The organism is Acinetobacter schindleri (assembly GCF_010918895.1).
Classification (GTDB): Bacteria; Pseudomonadota; Gammaproteobacteria; order Pseudomonadales; family Moraxellaceae; genus Acinetobacter; species Acinetobacter schindleri.
The window spans coordinates 1,692,211-1,711,664 of sequence record NZ_CP044483.1; the positions used below are offsets into that span (position 1 = coordinate 1,692,211).

At 42.2% G+C, this 19,454-nt stretch carries 17 protein-coding genes, 1 other RNA gene and 1 pseudogene; 4 read left to right on the top strand and 15 right to left on the bottom strand.

Annotated elements, in window-relative coordinates; translation table 11 throughout:
* Positions 1-54: 54 nt before the first annotated feature.
* Positions 55-672, top strand: coding sequence for a regulatory protein RecX (locus tag FSC11_RS08205; protein ID WP_163166242.1), 618 nt, complete (start codon positions 55-57; stop codon positions 670-672).
* 210 nt (positions 673-882) lie between these two features.
* Here FSC11_RS08205 and ffs read toward each other — a convergent pair.
* An RNA gene (ffs, locus tag FSC11_RS08210) (signal recognition particle sRNA small type) lies at positions 883-979 on the bottom strand.
* A 293-nt stretch (positions 980-1,272) separates the two neighbouring features.
* Here ffs and FSC11_RS08215 point away from each other — a divergent pair.
* Positions 1,273-2,094 (top strand): YbgF trimerization domain-containing protein, encoded by an 822-nt coding sequence (locus tag FSC11_RS08215; protein WP_163166244.1) that lies wholly within the window; start codon positions 1,273-1,275, stop codon positions 2,092-2,094.
* 58 nt (positions 2,095-2,152) lie between these two features.
* Here FSC11_RS08215 and lpxA read toward each other — a convergent pair whose 3' ends face one another.
* The 12 genes from lpxA to rimO all read right to left on the bottom strand — a co-directional run bounded on the left by lpxA (position 2,153) and on the right by rimO (position 14,529).
* Complete coding sequence (gene lpxA / locus FSC11_RS08220) at positions 2,153-2,941, bottom strand: acyl-ACP--UDP-N-acetylglucosamine O-acyltransferase (protein WP_163166246.1); 789 nt, start codon at positions 2,939-2,941, stop codon at positions 2,153-2,155.
* A complete protein-coding gene (gene fabZ / locus FSC11_RS08225; protein WP_026056779.1) occupies positions 2,938-3,423 on the bottom strand; it encodes a 3-hydroxyacyl-ACP dehydratase FabZ in 486 nt (161 codons plus the stop codon). The genes lpxA and fabZ overlap by 4 nt, the downstream gene beginning before the upstream one ends.
* A gap of 5 nt (positions 3,424-3,428) precedes the next feature.
* Positions 3,429-4,499 carry a UDP-3-O-(3-hydroxymyristoyl)glucosamine N-acyltransferase gene (gene lpxD / locus FSC11_RS08230; protein WP_163166248.1) on the bottom strand — a complete coding sequence of 357 codons (1,071 nt, stop codon included), beginning with the start codon at positions 4,497-4,499 and terminating at the stop codon, positions 3,429-3,431.
* A 3-nt stretch (positions 4,500-4,502) separates the two neighbouring features.
* Positions 4,503-5,000 carry an OmpH/Skp family outer membrane protein gene (locus FSC11_RS08235; RefSeq protein WP_163166250.1) on the bottom strand — a complete coding sequence of 166 codons (498 nt, stop codon included), beginning with the start codon at positions 4,998-5,000 and terminating at the stop codon, positions 4,503-4,505.
* 89 nt (positions 5,001-5,089) lie between these two features.
* A complete protein-coding gene (gene bamA, locus FSC11_RS08240; RefSeq protein WP_163166252.1) occupies positions 5,090-7,600 on the bottom strand; it encodes an outer membrane protein assembly factor BamA in 2,511 nt (836 codons plus the stop codon).
* 40 nt (positions 7,601-7,640) lie between these two features.
* Positions 7,641-8,996, bottom strand: coding sequence for an RIP metalloprotease RseP (gene rseP / locus FSC11_RS08245; protein WP_004812654.1), 1,356 nt, complete (start codon positions 8,994-8,996; stop codon positions 7,641-7,643).
* A gap of 3 nt (positions 8,997-8,999) precedes the next feature.
* Positions 9,000-10,196 carry a 1-deoxy-D-xylulose-5-phosphate reductoisomerase gene (gene ispC / locus FSC11_RS08250; RefSeq protein WP_163166254.1) on the bottom strand — a complete coding sequence of 399 codons (1,197 nt, stop codon included), beginning with the start codon at positions 10,194-10,196 and terminating at the stop codon, positions 9,000-9,002.
* Positions 10,197-11,021, bottom strand: a complete 825-nt coding sequence (locus FSC11_RS08255) for a phosphatidate cytidylyltransferase (protein WP_163166256.1) — start codon at positions 11,019-11,021, stop codon at positions 10,197-10,199.
* A gap of 3 nt (positions 11,022-11,024) precedes the next feature.
* Positions 11,025-11,777 carry a polyprenyl diphosphate synthase gene (gene uppS / locus FSC11_RS08260; protein WP_163166258.1) on the bottom strand — a complete coding sequence of 251 codons (753 nt, stop codon included), beginning with the start codon at positions 11,775-11,777 and terminating at the stop codon, positions 11,025-11,027.
* 7 nt (positions 11,778-11,784) lie between these two features.
* Entirely contained in the window at positions 11,785-12,339 is a 555-nt protein-coding gene (gene frr / locus FSC11_RS08265; protein WP_004812648.1) for a ribosome recycling factor, read from the bottom strand.
* 77 nt (positions 12,340-12,416) lie between these two features.
* On the bottom strand, positions 12,417-13,145 hold the full coding sequence (pyrH, locus tag FSC11_RS08270) for a UMP kinase (protein WP_004812647.1): 729 nt from the start codon (positions 13,143-13,145) through the stop codon (positions 12,417-12,419).
* A gap of 40 nt (positions 13,146-13,185) precedes the next feature.
* Positions 13,186-14,529, bottom strand: coding sequence for a 30S ribosomal protein S12 methylthiotransferase RimO (rimO, locus tag FSC11_RS08275; RefSeq protein WP_004894397.1), 1,344 nt, complete (start codon positions 14,527-14,529; stop codon positions 13,186-13,188).
* Between the two features lie 351 nt (positions 14,530-14,880).
* Between rimO and glnL the strand changes: the two genes are divergently transcribed.
* The gene (gene glnL, locus FSC11_RS08280) at positions 14,881-15,990 is read left to right on the top strand and encodes a nitrogen regulation protein NR(II) (RefSeq protein ID WP_004812645.1); all 1,110 of its coding nucleotides are present in this window, start codon (positions 14,881-14,883) and stop codon (positions 15,988-15,990) included.
* On the top strand, positions 15,977-17,449 hold the full coding sequence (gene glnG / locus FSC11_RS08285) for a nitrogen regulation protein NR(I) (RefSeq protein WP_004894395.1): 1,473 nt from the start codon (positions 15,977-15,979) through the stop codon (positions 17,447-17,449). The genes glnL and glnG overlap by 14 nt, the downstream gene beginning before the upstream one ends.
* A 60-nt stretch (positions 17,450-17,509) precedes the next feature.
* Here the strand turns inward: glnG and FSC11_RS08290 are convergent, their stop codons facing one another.
* The gene (locus FSC11_RS08290; RefSeq protein ID WP_163166260.1) at positions 17,510-17,836 is read right to left on the bottom strand and encodes a hypothetical protein; all 327 of its coding nucleotides are present in this window, start codon (positions 17,834-17,836) and stop codon (positions 17,510-17,512) included.
* A gap of 128 nt (positions 17,837-17,964) precedes the next feature.
* Positions 17,965-19,175: pseudogene (gene mhpT, locus FSC11_RS08295) on the bottom strand (3-(3-hydroxy-phenyl)propionate transporter MhpT).
* Positions 19,176-19,454: the final 279 nt, after the last annotated feature.

Sequence of the window (19,454 nt, forward strand, 5' to 3'; positions counted from 1 at the left end):
CCTACGGGGCGTTTTTGTTATTATGGACAGGTAATATAATGAATTGGATTCACTATGTCTGATGCAAAGTTCACTAAGCTCCTGGATTATGAAACCATCAAGCAACAGTTTGGCGATACTAATGATTCACCCCAGCCAGTAATTCCTCCCCAAGCTGACGCCCTGCCCGAGTTTGATCCTGAAGAAAGCTTATTTGATAACAAGCAGGAAGATAAAAAGAAACCGGGCTTAACCGGCTCCCGTTTGCGCTCCTACGCCTTTGCAGTACTGACCCGAAAGGAATATGCCAAAGCGGAACTGATCGAGAAACTGTGTTTATATGCAGAAAATCGTGATGAAGTACTGGAACTTGTCGATGAACTTTCCCGTGAGAATTACCAAAATGACCAGCGTGTTGCAGAAACTTTGCTTTCCAGCCAAAAGCGCAAAGGTAAAGGTCCGAATCAGATTAAAATGAAGCTGAAAAGCAAGAAGATTGATACAGCTTTAATTATAGATGAACTGAAAGAAACCGATTGGGTTCAGCAAGCTTATGAACTGAAGCTCAAGAAATACGGCCCTGAAGTTACAAAAGATCCCAAAATCAAAGCCAAGCAGATTCGTTTTCTCATGTACCGTGGTTTTGAAATGGATGCCATTATGAAAGCGATTAACCGTAAAGTAGAAGATTGATTACTTTTTCTAAAGGTCTCAATGACTAAAAGTCTTGAACATTGAATTTTAAATAGTATGGTGAACAAGCTTAAATAGAAAATAAAACAACCATTAACTGAGTATTAAAATAATAAGATATACAGCTTGAGCTTATAAATAAAAGATTAGATATGAGAATAGAAAATTCAAATTGGTATTGTTTTTATTATATGAAAAATATGGTGGCAACCCTACCAGCAAAGCTTCGGCACATCGCAGTTCTACTACCGTTGCTACCTTCCGGTCCTGGCGGGGTTCGCAGAGTGCAATTGCGAAGTAACCGGCAGGGCTACCATTGCAAGAACAGAGTATAGAGATTTTTAATGAACTTGCAAGCGAGAATACCAAAAAATCTGGTACAAGCTATCCATTTGATTATTTTAAAAACAATGTAGGATTAATTCAGGATTTTCTGTAAATCCGAGATACAAATTCCTGCCCGGAAAACCCCTTCAACTTTGTAAAAGCATGTTGCAATTCCCGGCAATGCCGTTTTAAATGTGTGGCATATACATTGAATAATTTATTTGATTGACCACCTTGAACGTTGGTCCATTCAAAACAACATGGATAAAATAGATGATGTTTAAAAAACATGTCTTATGCGCGTTCAGCATGCTCTGTACCACTTCGCTCTTTGCTGCAGTTCCAATTGAATCTCGAGGCTTAAGCCAGGGTGGTAACAGTACAGCACCTACCAACACCCTGCCTGCGATTTCCTCAGGAGTAGATACCCCGGTACAGACCAATATGAGCTGGCAATTGCTGCAAAAAAATCAGCAACTGGAAAGTGATATTCGTGGCTTGCGCGGCAAGATTGAAGAACAGGACAACGAAATCCAGTCGCTAAAAAGTGAACTGGCTAACCGCTATGCCGATCTCGATCAACGTCTTGAGTTATTACAGCAAAAGATTGATCCTGAACAAGGCACTGGGGAGGATAATCAACAGGATACTGCACCCAGCTCAGGAGCAGGCAACAGCAAGTTAAGCCAAGCTCAAATATCAACAGCTTCGAGCTCTTCTGCCCAACCCTCCGAGTTAGAAAAAGCTGCATATACAGTAGCCCTGGATGCCTACAAGAATGGCGGTGCCGCAAAAGCGATTGCACCAATGCAGAATTTCATTAAGAATAATCCAAACAGCGTGTATATCAGCAATGCCTACTTCTGGTTAGCAGAGTTTAATCTGTCGATTGATCCCCCGAATTTTACTGAAGCGAAGCGAAATTATGCCATTGTGGCAGACCGCTATCCGAATTCGGCAAAAGCTGCTCGTGCTTTGTATCAATTGTATAATGTCAGCAGTGAAGTAGAGAAAAACAAGACTTTGGCTGCACAATATAAATCTCGCTTGTTGAAAAATTATCCGCAGTCTGAAGAAGCTAAATTCTTTAAATAAAAATATTCAGAAATAAAAAAAGACACCTTTTCAGGTGTCTTTTTTTATAAACAGTCTGTTAACGCACAATACCACGTTTAGACTGCTCCAAAGAATCAAGCAAGCGCTGTGCTTCAGCCACTTCTGGCAGAATCTCTGTACGAATTTTTTCAATTGCTTCTTGTGTGGTTAAACCTGATTTATAGATCAGTTTAAATGCCTCACGTAGGCCATTGATTACATTTTTCGACCAGCCCTTACGACGCATCCCTTCCACATTCATTGCAAATGCATGCGCAGGATTGCCGGAAACCATTACATAAGCAGGCACATCTTTAAGAATCAGTGATGCACCACCAATCATGCTATAAGAATCAATCTTACAGAACTGATGGATACCTGAGTTCCCCCCAATCACCACATAATCACCCACATGGACGTGACCAGCTACACCCACATTATTTGCAAAGATATTGTGATCGCCCACCATGCAGTCATGTGCAATATGCGTATTTACCATTAGCAGGTTATGACTGCCGATTTTGGTAATACTATTGTCCTGAACAGTACCACGGTGCAGACTGCAATGTTCGCGAATTTTGTTATGATCACCAATCTCAAGCCAGGTTTCTTCACCTGCATATTTCAGGTCCTGACAAACTTCTCCCACACTCGCAAACTGGAAAATCTCATTATGTTCGCCAATGCGTGTGTACCCACCCACAACGACGTGTGAATGAAGTTTGGTACCTGCACCAATAGTGACATTTGGCCCAATAATACAGTAAGGACCAATTTGAACATCTGAAGCAATTACTGCAGATGAGTCAATAATGGCAGTTGGATGAATAAGGGAGTTATTGCTCATGCCTGCTCGACTTTCTGATGCGAAACCATAATTTCCGCGGTTGTTGCGACTACGCCATCTACTGTGGCTATACAATTATATTTGTAAATGCCACGTTTTTGCATCACTAATTCAGCTTTTAATACCAATTGGTCGCCTGCAACCACTTGTTTTTTAAATCTAACCTTCTCAGCACCAGCAAAAAGGAACAAAGAGCCCTCTGTTGGAGTCTCATTGTTCATGACGAAACCAAGAATACCTGCTACCTGTGCCAGTGCTTCTACAATTAGCACACCTGGCATGATTGGGTAATTAGGAAAATGGCCCTGTAAAAACTCTTCATTAATTGAAACGTTTTTATAACCCACGATGCCATTATCAGTAATATCTACCACGCGATCCACAAGCAGGAATGGATAGCGATGAGGCAAATACTCACGAATCTTTTGAATGGTCATTGGCAATTCAGGCTTCGTGAATGTAGGCAAATTCGATTCTGTCATCATAATTATTTACGCAACTTAAATGTTGATTCAATGGACTCAATTTGAGACTGCATATGATCAAGGCGTTTCATTATCTGGGTCAATGGCACATCTGCTAATTGTCTAATGCGAACCACTGTGCGCTTCCACTTCTGATTTTCAAACAATCCGATACCTGAAGAATATTTTCCAGCTTCAGAAATATTATTTGTCACCATTGACATTCCGGTCAAAGTCACATTATCCACAATATTCAGGTGTCCTGAAATCGCTGTAGCCCCACCAATGATACAGTTTTTGCCAATACTGGTACTGCCTGCAATCGCTGTTTTTGCTGCAATGGCAGTGTTGGCACCAATTTTAACGTTATGGGCGACTTGCACAAGGTTATCAATAATGACGCCATTTTCCAGAATTGTGTCATCCAGAGCACCACGATCAATACTGCAATTAGAACCAATACGGACATCATGACCAATACGTACCGACCCTAATTGTGCAATGCGGTGCCATTTACCTTGATAAGGAGCAAAGCCAAAACCTTCACTGCCAATGACGCTGTTGGCATGGATACGTACCCGGTCACCAATTTTTGTCGTACCGGTCAAGGTCACATGAGCATCAATAAAACAGTCTTTACCAATTTCTACCTGGTCATCCATCTGCACATGAGACTGAATGACCGTATTTGATCCAACTACACAATTTTCACCGATCACCACATAGTGACCAATATAGGCGTCATCTGCAATTACAGCCGAAGGATGAATCTGTGCCGTACTTTCTATACCACGTTGAGTCTGCTTTTGCTCAAATACATGAGTCAGCATTGCAAAAGCAAGATAAGGATTTGCCACGACAATAAAGTTGTGATGTGAACTTAGCTGTGTTTTAAGCTCAGCTGTCACAATCAGAGCACCTGCCTGGCTTTGAGCTGCCTGTTCCAGATATTTATCAGCAGTAACAAATGCCAGATCCTGTACTGTTGCATGCTCAAGACTTGCCAAGCCTCTTAACTGCAAATCGGACTGACCTATACACTCACCTTGCACCAGACGAGCGAGGTCAGCTAATTGAAGCTGTTGATGATTCATTGATTATTTAATTGCATTAACCTTTTGAATCATTTTATCAGTTAAATCATATTTAGGGTCATAGGCAAGCGCGCTATTTTTATTCAAAACCACATCCAGCTTGTTTTCTTGGCGTAATTGTTCAGCGACTTGCTTCACACGTGCATCAAATACAGTACGAACCTGCTGAATAGAGCTTTGCGCGCTAGTCTGTATAGCTTGCTGTAACTGACCTAACTCTTTAAATTTTGCCTGATATTGTTCTTCGAGCTTTTTCTTATCTGCCGCACTCATTTTAGGGTTTGCCTGGGCACGTTGCTGAATGGCTTCCAATTCCTTATTTAGCTGCTCAATTTTGGCGGTTTGTGGTTTGATAGTCTGCTGGAATGACGTATTTTGCTGTTTTAGATATGTGCTATTTTCTACCAAACGTTCTAGATCAATTACTCCAACACCAGCTGCCTGTACCGTTGAAGTTAAAGTTGCCACAGCGATACCCATCGCCATCATCATTTTTTTCATCTGTATTTCTCTATCTATAAAAATGGCCTTACAAATAGTAATTTCTTACTATTCACAAGGCCAAGTAATATTAACTTTGGTTAATTAAATTAGAAGGTACGACCAATTTCGAATTGAACACTCTTAGTATCGTCACCTTCTTTATCATTCAACGGATATGCATAACTTAATGATAATGGGCCGATCATAGTAATCCAAGTAAAGCCGGCACCCACGCTATAACGCATGTTATCCAGTTCAAAACCGAAGTTGTCTTTACAATATTTTCGCCCATTCACTGAAGAACCATTAACAAAAATATTTTCATTTGAGACATCACACTGTGTATCAAAGACCTGTGCACCCTCAGCAAAAATAACAGGTCTAACCTGACGTGCCCAATCTCCTTTAAATGGAACTGGAAGAGCAAGTTCAGCACCGAATTGCACAAGTGCATTACCTCCTACTTCCTCTGGAGATCTATCTATTTGACCTGTATCAGAGAAATATACACCTGGATATTTAGGTCCTAAGGTACTGTTTTCATAACCTCTTACTGAACCAAAACCACCCGCATAGAAGTTTTTGTAAAATGGAAGATCATTACCATAACCAAGCTTACCATAGCCACGCGCTATAAAATTCTTGCCTAATGGGAAATAAGCTTGCGCATCGTAGGTCAGTTTTTGATATTCAACATCGCTACCTGGTAATGCAATTTCTGCATTAACACGATGTGATGTACCTGTCGTCGGGAAGATTGGACGATTTAAAGTATTATATGACCAACCTAAATTAAGATTATAAGTTAAAAAATCGCCTTTAAATTCTTGTCCATATGAGATTGGATCAGAACAAGGCTCAAAACCTATTACATTTCCATTCTCATCCTCAATTGGCACTAGCGACTCTGCACAATATGTATTAGTTTTAGTTTCCTTACCACCATTTCTTTCTAAATAGTCCGCTACGTAAGTAGAAACGTATGGACCAGTCGTAACATCGGTCTGATCAATATTCAGACCAAAACTAATACTCTGGTTCTCATCGATTGGATAACCAAAGTTAATCCCACCACCAAAACTATCTGTTACATAGTTGTTGACGTTATAGTCATCATCCAGCTTGGTTTTACGGTAGTACAGGTTATAACCGCGACGTACGCCATCGATAGTAAAGTATGGATCGGTTACACTCAGGTTATAGTAATCTTGAGTTTCAGAGCGTGATAGATCTACCGATACACTATTCCCTGTACCCAGGAAGTTGGTTTGACTTAAACCAGCCTGGAAGGTCACACCACCACTTTGCGAGAAACCAACCGCCAAGGTACTTGTCCCAGAATGCTGCTCTTCAACTGCAACATTTAAATCAATCTGATCCGGCGAACCAGGAATACGCGCCGGTTTAATATCAACCGATTTAAAGAAACCGGTACGTTCCAGACGGACCTTAGACAGGTCAATTTTTTCGTTACTCGCCAGTGCGCTTTCCATCTGACGCATTTCACGACGTAATACTTCATCCGCAGTTTTGTTATTACCAGTAAAATTAATGCGACGTACAGTCACCTGCTGACCTGGGTTGATGTAATAATTTAAGTCAACCAGTTTAGTATCTTTATTAATTTCTGGAACAACATTTACTTCAGCGAAATAATAGCCAGCATTACCATATTTACGCAGTAATAACTGTTTAACTGCATTCACTTTTTCCTGTGAATAAATTTCGCCATCTTTGTATAGTTGTAAAACTTTGAGTTCATCTGCTGAATAAAGCGCATCACCCAGGAATTTGGTCTCACCAAATTTGAATTGCTCACCTTCATCTACCGATACTTCAATAAAGACATTTTTCTTATCTTCACTCAGGTTCAGACTTGAGTTATTGATATTGAAGTTGATATAACCACGGTTCAGGTACATAGCACGCAAAGCTTCAAGGCTTGCTGCCATTTTCTCACGTGCATAACGGTCATTACGGGAAATAATCGAATTCCAAGAGCTTTCCTTAATTGCAAAAGCCTGCTTGATCTCATCTTCTTTAAAGACCGTATTCCCAATAATATTAATGTCAAAAACTTTTGCAGCCTTACCTTCCACAAATTCAATCAGAAGATCGACACGGTTATTTGGCTTCGGTGTAGTCTTTACTGTAATGTCTGCATCATAACGACCTTGCTGCATATATTGCTGTTCAAGCTCGGTTTCTACAGTTTGCAGAGCAGATTTTTTTAGAACCTCACCTTCAGCAAGACCCATTTTTTTCAAACCTTCTTCCAAAGCTTCCTTCGGAATCAGCTTGTTGCCTTTTAGTTCAATCTTGGAAATAACCGGGCGTTCAACCACCTGGAATACTAGCGTATTTCCAGCTTGAGTTGCCTTGATATCATCAAACAAGCCTGAGGCATACAGACTCCGGATCGCATTGGCAATAATCGGATCATTGACACGATCACCACTATTGATTGGCACCAGGCCATACACATTTTCGGGAGTGAGACGAACCAGTCCGTCAAATTTTATATCTTGTACTACGAATTCATCTGCTGCATATACTTGTTGTGCAACTGCCATAGCACTAACGAGTGCCAAAGGCATAAATAAATGTGTGTGCTGCATGCCAGTCTTTTCCGCTTGTTAATTTATTCCATCTACGTTGTTATAAACGCATAAAATCATTAAATAGTGCAAGTAGCATCATACTACCCAGCAATACCATACCAATTTTTAAGCCAACCAATTGTATTTGTTCAGAAACAGGTTTACCACGTAATAATTCAATAAAATAGTAAACCAGATGTCCGCCATCAAGCATTGGAATTGGCAGTAAATTTAATATCCCTAAACTTACACTCATTAGCGCCATAAAGGAAATAAAAGTTTGCCATCCCATTTCCGCACTTTGACCTGCCACTTTGGCAATCGTGATTGGACCAGATAAATTATCCAGACCAATCAGACCACGAACCATCTTCACAATCGAGTTCAGAATCATTGAAGACAGTTGCGTCGTTTTGTCAAAAGCCATGACCAGTGCTTCAGTCGGACTATATTGAATTGTCTGTTTATATTCTGCCGGGATTGTGATTTTGCCTGGGTCACTTTGTACACCCAGCATACCCGTCACTTTACCCATGTTGTCACGTTTCGCCTGTGGCATCACCTGTAAATGCACCACTTGGTTATTACGTAACACATCTATTTTTAATAATTTTTCTGGTGATGCCTGGACAACCTGTACCACATCAAACCAGTTTTTCATCGCCACCCCATCAATGGCAATGATCTTGTCACCTTCCTTCATGCCTTGGCGGATTGCAGCGCCATCGTCACTGAGCTTAGATACCACTGCGGGAATTTCTGGACGATACGGTATAAAACCTAAAGTATCCAGTGGAGACTGTGACTGATCTTTCAGAAAACTCTGAATCGGCAATTGGAAACTTTTTATCTGTCCATCACGTTCAGCCTGAATCGTAATCAGCCCGGTTTCACCGACACGATCAACCAAGGCATAATTCAGCTTTTCCCAGGTTGCGACTTCGGTGCCATCCACTGCGGTAATTTTGTCGCCTTGCTGCATTTGTACAGCAGCGGCAGGTGTATTAGGCAGAACTTGACCTACACGGGTATTTAACTGCTCTTGTGCAGGTAAAAATAAAATCCAGAATAGAATCACTGCAAAGAAAAGATTAATTAAAGGACCAGCCGCAACAATCGCGATACGCTTCCATGGATGTTGACGGTTAAATGCTTTCGGTAGATCCTCTTCAGGTACATTACCTTCACGTTCATCCAGCATTTTGACATAGCCGCCAAATGGCAAAGCAGAAAGCTGATACTGGATACCAGATTTTTTTGAAGTCCATTTGATTAGCGTTGGACCAAATCCAATCGAATAAACTAAAACCTTTACGCCAAGTTTTCGAGCTACAAAGTAATGTCCAAATTCATGGATCGCAATCAGGGGACCTAATAACAGAATTGCAGCTGCGATAATAAACAAGGCGTTCATGGCTTAACTTCCTTTATTCACAACGAATTGACGGGCGATATCACGCGCCTGCCGATCAGCCTGAAGAATCACTTCCAGCTGATCTGCTGTCTGATTGTCCATCGAATTCAGCGTATGTTCAACTATCTGAGGTATTTGAGTGAAAGTAATTTTTTCATGCAAAAATGCTGCCACGGCAATTTCATTGGCTGCATTCAGAATAGCAGGCGCAATCCCGCCTTGCTGCATTGCCTGGCGTGCCAGTTTTAATGCAGGAAAACGCTGGGTATCCGGTTGCTGGAAATTCAGTTGTGAATGTACAAATAAATCTAATGGCGCGACATGCGTACTGATCCGCTCTGGCCATGCCAAGGCATGTGCAATCGGGGTACACATATCCGGGTTACCCATTTGCGCCAAAGTTGAACCATCTACGTATTGAACCATGGAGTGAATAATACTCTGTGGATGCACGACAACTGTAACAAATTGTTCTTTTACTGCAAATAAATGACAGGCTTCAATCAGTTCCAAACCTTTATTCATCAAGGTTGCAGAATCTACTGAAATTTTCTGACCCATCGACCAGTTCGGATGCTTGCAGGCTTGTGCTGGTGTGACCGTCTGCAGCTGCTCGAAAGTATGATTTAAGAATGGACCACCAGAGGCAGTTAACAGAATCTGCTGTACACCCAGTTTTGGCTGACCGTTACGCTCAGCATCGAAGTAATTCGCCGGCAAACACTGGAAAATTGCATTGTGCTCTGAGTCCACAGGTAGCAATAAAGCCCCATGATCACGAGCAGCCTGCATCATAATATCACCAGACATCACCAAAGCTTCTTTATTAGCCAACAGGACGCGTTTTCCCGCTTTGACCGCAGCCAATGTCGGCAAAAGGCCAGCTGCACCAACAATCGCCGCCATGACTACATCTACTTCTGGATGTTCAGCAACTGCAATCAAGCCTGCTTCATCTGGTAAAATTTCTATTTCGGATAACTGTTGCTGTTTCAGCAATTGTGCCAGTTCATCTACTTTAGAGGCTGGCACCACAGCGATTTTTGGTCGAAACTGCTTACAGATCTCGACCAGTTCAGCAATACGGCTTTGTGCAGTCACAGCATATACGCTGTAAGCTTCAGGATGTCGCTGCAGGATTTTTAAAGTACTTTGCCCAATAGAACCTGTAGCACCCAGTATACAAACAGCTTGTGACATTTATAAATCTACGCCAATTAGTTTTAAGACATACATGCCTGCAGCAAAAATCGGCGCTGCAGCAAGGAGAGAATCAATACGGTCCAATACACCACCATGTCCTGGCAGAATACGTCCCGAATCTTTAATACCAGCACGACGTTTGATCATCGATTCAAACAGGTCGCCAAGCACAGAACTAAAGACTGTTAATACTGATAAAATCAGGAATAAAAGTAGTTCGGGAATACTGATATCGAGATAAAGTAATGTGACTGTAATGACAATCAACATGGATGTGACGATTCCGCCATACAACCCTTCAACCGATTTGTTTGGACTAACTTTCGGTGCGAGCTTTTTATTGCCAAACTTGCGTCCAATAAAATAGGCACCACTGTCTGCCCCCCAAACCAGCAAAAACAGATACATTAACCACCAAGGTGAATTCTGCCAGACTGAATAGATTGCAGTGACCGCCGCCGAGATCAGGATCACGCCAATGCCATTTAAAGTAACATTGTACCACCCATCATATTCAGGATAGGATTTAACCCAATAGATGCTGAGAATCCAGGTCAAAATCGATGCCGCCCAAAGCAGCATGGAGATGTCTGAAAAATAAAGTGCAAGTGCTGAAAGAACTGCTGTGAGTAAGCCATAACCCCAAGCAAACGGCTTAATTACTTTTTTCCCCTGACGTGGCATGAGTTTAAACCACTCATAACCTGCCACGCCTGCAGCAACGACCATCAACACAAACATTGGGTAATATGCAGCAGTGGCAAACATACAACTGAGTACAACAGCCACCAAAACCAATGCGGTTATAATCCGCTCTAACATGTATTAATTCTCAAGTTTCTCTTGCTGAATCTGTTCTGATGTCTTACCAAACCGACGTTCACGCCCACCAAATACGGCAAAGGCATCGTCAAGTTCTTCCGTGGTAAATTCTGGCCATAAGGTTTCAGTAAAATACAGTTCCGCATAAGCTGCCTGCCAGAGCAGGAAGTTTGACAAGCGGAAATCTCCACCGGTACGGATTAACAGATCCACAGGTGGTAAATCACTAAGACTTACATATTGACCAAAAACATCAGCATTAATTGCATCAAGTTCTAATTTATTTGTTAAAACATCCGCAGCAATTCGCTTCGCAGCCTGCGCCATATCCCACATACCACCATAGCTAATGGCAATAGTGAGCGTCATGCTATCGAACTTAGCAGTCCTTTCCTCAGCATGCAACATTAAAGCTTGCAGCTCTGGAGATAAACGGCTGCAATCACCGATAAAGCGTAAGGCAATATTGAATTTTTCCATGCGCGGTAACTGTTCATGGATGGTGTCTTCGAGCAATCGCATGAGCAGATCCACTTCATACTGCGGACGATTCCAGTTTTCACTCGAAAACGCAAATACAGTTAAAGCCTGGATTTTTCTTTTTCTACAGTGTTCTACAATCGGGTCAAGAACGCTTTTACCTTCCTGGTGTCCTTCACCTTTTTGCATCTGATTTTTTTTGGCAAAACGATTGTTGCCATCCATGATGATGGCAACATGTTTTGGAAGACGGGAACTCTCTTCAAAAACGGTCATTGATGAATTAGACCTTCATCAATTCAGCTTCTTTTGCAGCCAAACGTTTGTCAACTTCAGCAACATATTTATCGGTAATTTTCTGGATTTCGTCAGAAGCACGACGTTCTTCATCTTCAGAAATTTCTTTTTCTTTCAATAAAGCTTTGATATCGCCCAAAACATCACGACGAATGTTACGAATCGCAACTTTAGCGTTTTCAGCTTCGTTACGCGCAACTTTCTGCATGTCACGGCGAGTTTCTTCAGTTAACGCAGCCATTGGTACACGAATTGCGTCAGCAGTAATCGGGTTAAGCCCTAAATCTGATTCACGAATGGCTTTATCAATTGCAGCAACCATTGAACGTTCAAATGGTTGAACCAGCAAGGTACGTGAATCTTCAACACCTACGTTTGCAACCTGGTTCAATGGCACGTCGGAGCCATAGTAAGGAACCATAACACCGTTCAGAATCGATGGATGCGCACGTCCAGTACGAACTTTGGCAAAACCATGCTCCAACGAGTCAAGTGACTTGTTCATACGGTCTTCTGCGTCTTTTTTAAGATCGTTAATCATATGATCTTCCTTACTTAATTCTAAAAAATGTAAAAGCTAAATTTTGACTAGTATAAAGTGCTTCAAGGCTCACGTCATTAATTGGTAACGTGAGTACCCTCTTTTTCACCCATCACAACGGACAATAAAGCACCAGACTTGTTCATATCGAAAACTTGTAGCGGTACGTTATGATCACGGCATAGGCAAATCGCCGTTAAATCCATCACACCCAGTTTTTCATCAAGCACTTGGTCAAAGGTTAAGGTTTCGTATTTAACAGCATCTTCAAATTTGCTTGGATCTTTATTATAGACACCATCAACCTTGGTTGCTTTCAGAATCAGGTCCGCTTCAATTTCAATACCACGCAAGCAAGCTGCTGTATCAGTGGTAAAGAACGGGTTACCTGTCCCCGCAACAAATACGCAGACTTCACCACGCGTCAGGTGACGAATCGCATCACGGCTTGAGTAAGATTCTACAACGGTGCCAATTGGCAATGCTGAAAGTAAACGTGTCTTGATGTTACGGCGTACCAGCGCATCACGTAATGCCAAGCCGTTCATCACAGTTGCCAGCATACCCATCTGGTCACCGGTTACACGACCAACCAGACCATCTTTCTGCAACTGGCTACCACGGTACAAGTTACCACCACCGACAACAATACCGACCTGTACACCCAATCCAACTAGGTGTGCAATCGCCAAAGACATCTGGTCAAGGATTGGTGCATCAATACCCATATCCTTGTTGCCGGCAAGCGCTTCACCTGAAAGTTTCAGCAAAATACGGCCAAAACGCGGCTTTTTAGAATCCAACATCATCAAACTCCAAATTATTTCATTTAATTTTATCTAAGTATTAGGCTGATTTAATCGAAATCAGTTTTGCAAACAGGTCATATTCGTCCGCATCGGTAATTTCGACTTCAAGCAAAGCACCTGTCTTAATCAGGCTCTTGTCGATATCTTCAACAAATACATTCCCATCAATCTCTGGTGCATCGGCGTAAGAACGTGCTACAGCAACCGGGAATTCCTCTTCCAGATCATCGACCAGCACTGTCATTTTCTGACCGATACGCTTTTGCAGCTTGGCTGCTGAGATCGCTTGCTGGACCTGCATGAAACGTTCATAACGTTCTTGCTTGATTTCTTCCGGCACGTGATCTGGCAGATCATTCGCTGCTGCACCTTCAACTGCTGAATAAGTGAAACAACCCACACGATCCAGCTGAGCTTCCTGCAACCAGTCCAACAACATTTGGAAGTCTTCTTCGGTTTCACCCGGGAAGCCCACTACAAATGTCGAACGCAGCACCAATTCAGGACATTTTTCACGCCATACTTTCAAACGTTCTAATGTATTTTCACTGTGCGCCGGGCGTTTCATCAGCTTTAATACTTTAGGACTGGCATGCTGGAATGGAATATCCAGGTATGGCAGAATTTTGCCTTGTGCCATCAGATCAATCACCGCATCCACATGTGGATATGGGTAGACATAGTGCAGACGCACCCAGATGCCTAACTGACCCAGCGCTTCACACATATCATAGAATTTGGTCTTAACTGGCTGACCATTCCAGAAGTCAAGTTTGTACTTGGTATCTACGCCGTAAGCAGAAGTATCCTGGGAGATGACGAGTACTTCTTTTACGCCAGCACGTTTTAGCGCTGCAGCTTCTTCAAGCACAGAACCGACTGGACGCGATACCAGATCACCACGCATGCTTGGGATAATGCAGAAAGTACAACGGTGGTTACAGCCTTCTGAAATTTTCAAGTACGCATAGTGTTTTGGAGTAAGGCGAATGCCTTGCTCAGGAACCAGATCAATAAATGGATTATGTTTTGGCGGTTCAGGGACATATTGATGAACCGCATCCATTACTTCTTCATAAGCCGCAGCACCAGTCACTTTCAGGACATTCGGATGCATTTGGCGAATCTTGTCTTCGTCTTTACCTAGACAGCCCGTCACAATCACGCGACCATTCGCGCTCATCGCTTCACCGATGGCGTCTAGAGACTCTTGTACTGCAGATTCAATAAAACCACAGGTGTTTACCACTACTAAATCAGCACCGTCATAATCCGATGCGACATCATAACCTTCAGTCTTCAACTGAGTTAAAATTCGTTCAGAATCTACCAATGCCTTAGGACAACCTAAAGAAACAAAACCGACTTTGGGGGACTTCATGAATCTGCGCTCCACTAGAATGCGCGTATTGTATGTCTTTTCGAAACATAAAAACAGTTGAAATGGAGACTGATTACATCAAGCACCAAAATAAAGCCATAAAATATTCAATATAATTATACATGCACCAAAATTGAACATTTATGATTTACATGCTGATTTTTATCAGCTATACCATTAACAAATCATGCATCTTCATGACCCCACTTCCATTTCATTGCAATAATTTAGGGATTATTTAAAAAGTTGGCGTGCATTTTGCTTAATGTGCATCAAATGAGAACTTAAGACTTTAAATTTTGCTTTATGAAGATGCCATTGCGCTATTTTAATACAGGAAAACCATCGCTAATGGATCAGCCCCTTTCCATCGACTATCGCCTTTTGGTGGACAACCTGACCACTGCTGTCATGCTGATTGATAGCAACCTGAATATCTATTACTTGAATACTGCCTGCGAGGCCATGTTCGATATCAGCTTGTTACGCGCATTTGGCACACCGGTATTAAATATCCTGCAAGCCCCTACAGATGAGTTCAATACTGAAGAGTCGCTGTATAACACCCTGCATACTGGACAACCTTATACCCGCCGTGAAGCGACCATTATTGTCAATTTTAAAGACATTCATGTGGATTACACGGTTTCGCTACTGAATGCAGGCAAACCACATCACCCCTTATTGCTGATTGAGCTGAATCAGCGTGACCGTATGCTAAAAATCTCGCGTGAAGAAAACTATATTCAGCAACATCAGGTGGCGCGCCAGTTGATCCGTGGTGTAGCACATGAAATCAAGAACCCGCTTGGTGGTATTCGTGGTGCAACACAGCTTCTCGCACGTAGCCTGGATGATCCGAAATACAAAGAATTTACAGATATTATTATCAGTGAAGTGGATCGCCTGAGAAATCTGGCGGATAGTATGCTGGGCTCACGTCAATTGCCAAGCTATGAAATGGTCAACGTGCATGAGCCTTTAGAACGTGTCCGTTCACTAATTGTAAATCAGACCAAAAAGAAAATTAAAATTACCCGGGACTATGACCTGTCCCTGCCAGAAGTTTTAGCAGACCGCGATCAGCTGATTCAGGTCATGCTGAATATCTGTGTGAATGCGGTTCAGGCGATGACTGAAAACAAAGACTTCTTTGTCGAGCATCAGCCTGAACTGATTTTAAGAACCCGTATTCAGCGTCTATATACTATTAATGGTGTGATTCATCGTTCAGTGGTACGCATCGACATTGAAGATAATGGTCCGGGTGTACCAGACGATATTATTGAAGCCGTTTTCTACCCGCTTGTGACCAGCCGTGCCAAAGGAACCGGCCTGGGCCTCAGTATTGCTCAAAATATAATGCACCAACATAACGGAATGATTGAATGCCAGTCAGTTCCAGGAAAAACCGTATTTAGCTTATTTTTACCTTGGGAGTCAGATCATGTCGCGAAATAAAATATGGGTGATTGATGACGATCGTGCCATGCGTTGGGTACTCGAAAAAACATTCAAAGAAGAAGGTTTCGACGTTACCAGTTTTGAAGAAGCCCAGTCAGCACTTGATCAGCTGAGTGTGGATGCACCAGATGTGATCCTGACCGATATCCGAATGCCGGGTATTGATGGCTTAACCTTTTTAGGTAAGGTCAAGAATACTAATCCTGATCTGCCTGTCATAATTATGACGGCGCACTCGGATCTGGAATCTGCAGTATCAAGTTATCAGACCGGTGCCTTCGAGTATCTGCCAAAGCCATTTGATATTGATGAAGCGCTAGCATTGGTGAATCGTGCCATCCTGCACATCACCAAGTTACAGCAACAGGAATCTGCAAAAGCGGCTCCAACAATTCAATCGACTGAAATTATCGGTGAATCTCCTGCAATGCAGGAAGTATTCCGCGCTATTGGCCGTCTATCTCAATCGCATATTACTGTTTTGATTAATGGTGAATCCGGTACAGGTAAAGAATTGGTGGCACATGCTTTGCACCGCCATTCACCACGTAGCAATAAGCCATTTATTGCCCTGAACATGGCAGCGATTCCAAAAGACCTGATTGAGACTGAATTGTTCGGTCATGAAAAAGGTGCGTTTACGGGTGCCAATACCCAACGTCAAGGCCGTTTCGAACAGGCTAACGGCGGTACATTGTTTCTAGACGAAATTGGAGACATGCCATTTGAAACCCAGACCCGTTTACTCCGTGTCCTGGCAGATGGTGAATTTTACCGTGTAGGTGGTCATATTCCAGTTAAGGTCGATGTGCGTATCGTGGCAGCAACTCACCAGGATCTGGAAAAACTGGTACACGATGGCCGTTTCCGTGAAGACTTGTATCACCGTTTGAATGTAATTCGTATTCATATTCCTAAACTGGCACACCGTTCTGAAGATATTCCAATGCTGGCACAGCATTTCCTGGCACGTGCAGGCAAAGAGCTTGGTGTCAATCCGAAGATTCTGCGTCCCGAAACTCAGGAATATATGCAGAAGCTGCCTTGGCAAGGGAACGTGCGTCAGCTGGAAAATACCTGTCGCTGGTTAACGGTGATGATCACAGGTCGTGAAGTTTATCCAGAAGACTTGCCACCTGAGCTGAAACAAATTCCTATCCAGCAGGACAACGGCGCACCAATTCCAAATCTGAATCAGGTTGCTCCGCACCATTGGGATGAACTACTGAACCAATGGGCAATTCAAAAGCTAAAAAATGGTGAGATGAAGATTCTCGACATCGCAACACCAATGTTTGAACGCACGCTGATTAATGCAGCCCTTCAGCAAACGCGTGGCCGTAAACGCCATGCTGCTGAGCTTTTAGGTTGGGGTCGAAATACATTGACGCGCAAACTTAAAGAGCTAGGTATGGACAGTGCAGATGATGATGTTGAAGAAGAAGTTGAAGGTTAATTTTTAAAGTCAGCCACAAAAAAGCGCCAATTGATTTGGCGCTTTTTTTCATTCTGAGATTTAAGCGGTAAGGCCAATATAACGTGAATAACCTTCCACACCCAGATCCGATTTTAAAATTATAAATTCCGGATAAGTACTAGTAGTCAACTCTGTGAACATATTGACCTGATCATCATTAGCATGTAAATCATCCACAGTATGTTGCATGGTCTGCTCAAACTCATCGGTAATGTATTCAAAACCAATATCCATGGCAATAAACAGAGTATGTTCACAAGGCTGGACATATTGCTCTTCTTGCCAGTTAATAATCTGTTGCTGGCAATGTAGGCAGGCAATATTGTCGGTCGCGTCTATATCCAGCTCAATTAACTGATAGCTCATATCTCAATTTCGTTTTTTAGTTCAACTTATATTAACAAAAATTACCTGCGAAATAATCTGTCTAAATATCTTCAAATAAAAAAAAGCCGGCCATCAGACCGACTTTTTTCATAGATAGATTACTTAAATTAGTGCTTGTTTTGTGTCTTATAACGGGACAAAGCAGTGACTGCCACAGCAGAAATCACCACAGCCGGCAAGCTGGCCCACAGAATACCTGTTGTTCCCAAGCCCAATGCCAGAATCTTGCCAGATAATAGTGGACCAGTCATGGCGCCCAAACGCCCGAGTGAAATTGCACTTCCCACTCCCGTAACTTTACCTGCCCCTGAGTAGAAGATTGGAGAAATACCATACAGGATAGATTGGCCACCGGTAGAGAAAATTCCACCCATTAAACCGGCCAAGATCAGCAATGGAATTACTTTACTGGTAAAGAGTAAAATCAATGCAATTGCCAGGCCTACATAAATGATAGCAGCCACTTGCCAGAGTTTCAGGCGATCTAATAAATAACCTAGCCCTAAAGTACCAATTACAGCACCAACCTGGAAGATCAGCATGATACTAAAAGCTTCCTGCTTGGAAAGCCCTTGTTCCATCAGTAAATTTGGTAACCAGCTGATCAGGATATAGTTAATCATTAAGGTAAAGAAAAAGCCGAACCACAATGGCACAGTACGTTTATATTGTTCCTGTTTAAACAGTACTTCAGCCATATTGGGTACTGCGATCTGTTGCTCAGTCGTTTGAACTTTAACAGCACGCGGTTTGTCTTTTAAAATCATAGCCATGAAAGGCAGCAGAACCAAGGGGGTCAAACCACCGATCAGGAATAATGTTTGCCAGCTAATATCCTTAAAATAGATTGCCAGCCCGGCAACAAAAATCGCACCTACAGGCAAACCACAATACATTAAGCTATTCAGCTTACCTCGATTACGTTCAGTCGCCTCATCCCCCACTACTGAAATCATGGTTGGCATCGCAGCCCCTAAGCCCAACCCCGTCAGGAAACGTGCTGCATATAAAATTTCAATACTTGGTGCGATCGCTGTAAGTGCAAAGAACACCCCGAAAATAGCCACCGACAGCATTAAGACTCGTTTCTGACCTAAATAGTCCGCGATACGCCCACCAAAGAAAGCGCCGAATAACATACCAAAAACGCCGAGACTAAATACATAGCCATTTGCACCTGATCAAGTGCAAACGTTTCTGCAATACCTTTGGCTGCAATTCCAGGGGCTTGTAAATCAAAGCCTTCAAAAAATGCGACCCAGAAACACAAAAATATCACCAGAAATTTTTGTATTTTTTCCTTTTGTGTCAACATCATGATTCATCTTCCTCAATTCCAGGCTTTTTTTGGCTTAGCCCACTGCCTAATTATTAATCTAATCCTTTCGAATAAATAGCACTACAATGGTAGGATTTGAAATGTAAGGATTTGCTTTTTCACCTCCAAATAAGACTTAAAAACAATGACAGTGATTCTATTTTTAGATGAAAAATTATTATTATTATTTTTCAATGATTTATTTTATTGGTAGCTTTTAACTATGGAATCATTCATCTAGGTGATTATTAACTTTTATTTATAAAAAAACCCGCATTT

Bases quoted from the DNA above. Each gene is read 5' to 3' on its own strand.
- pyrH (WP_004812647.1), bottom strand. From the start codon at position 13,145: ATGTTGGATTCTAAAAAGCCGCGTTTTGGCCGTATTTTGCTGAAACTT.
- ispC (WP_163166254.1), bottom strand. From the start codon at position 10,196: ATGTCACAAGCTGTTTGTATACTGGGTGCTACAGGTTCTATTGGGCAA.
- glnG (WP_004894395.1), top strand. From the start codon at position 15,977: ATGTCGCGAAATAAAATATGGGTGATTGATGACGATCGTGCCATGCGT.
- FSC11_RS08235 (WP_163166250.1), bottom strand. From the start codon at position 5,000: ATGAAAAAAATGATGATGGCGATGGGTATCGCTGTGGCAACTTTAACT.
- glnL (WP_004812645.1), top strand. From the start codon at position 14,881: ATGGATCAGCCCCTTTCCATCGACTATCGCCTTTTGGTGGACAACCTG.
- FSC11_RS08215 (WP_163166244.1), top strand. From the start codon at position 1,273: ATGATGTTTAAAAAACATGTCTTATGCGCGTTCAGCATGCTCTGTACC.
- uppS (WP_163166258.1), bottom strand. From the start codon at position 11,777: ATGACCGTTTTTGAAGAGAGTTCCCGTCTTCCAAAACATGTTGCCATC.
- rseP (WP_004812654.1), bottom strand. From the start codon at position 8,996: ATGAACGCCTTGTTTATTATCGCAGCTGCAATTCTGTTATTAGGTCCC.
- lpxA (WP_163166246.1), bottom strand. From the start codon at position 2,941: ATGAGCAATAACTCCCTTATTCATCCAACTGCCATTATTGACTCATCT.
- fabZ (WP_026056779.1), bottom strand. From the start codon at position 3,423: ATGACAGAATCGAATTTGCCTACATTCACGAAGCCTGAATTGCCAATG.
- lpxD (WP_163166248.1), bottom strand. From the start codon at position 4,499: ATGAATCATCAACAGCTTCAATTAGCTGACCTCGCTCGTCTGGTGCAA.
- frr (WP_004812648.1), bottom strand. From the start codon at position 12,339: ATGATTAACGATCTTAAAAAAGACGCAGAAGACCGTATGAACAAGTCA.
- FSC11_RS08290 (WP_163166260.1), bottom strand. From the start codon at position 17,836: ATGAGCTATCAGTTAATTGAGCTGGATATAGACGCGACCGACAATATT.
- rimO (WP_004894397.1), bottom strand. From the start codon at position 14,529: ATGAAGTCCCCCAAAGTCGGTTTTGTTTCTTTAGGTTGTCCTAAGGCA.
- FSC11_RS08205 (WP_163166242.1), top strand. From the start codon at position 55: ATGTCTGATGCAAAGTTCACTAAGCTCCTGGATTATGAAACCATCAAG.
- bamA (WP_163166252.1), bottom strand. From the start codon at position 7,600: ATGCAGCACACACATTTATTTATGCCTTTGGCACTCGTTAGTGCTATG.
- FSC11_RS08255 (WP_163166256.1), bottom strand. From the start codon at position 11,021: ATGTTAGAGCGGATTATAACCGCATTGGTTTTGGTGGCTGTTGTACTC.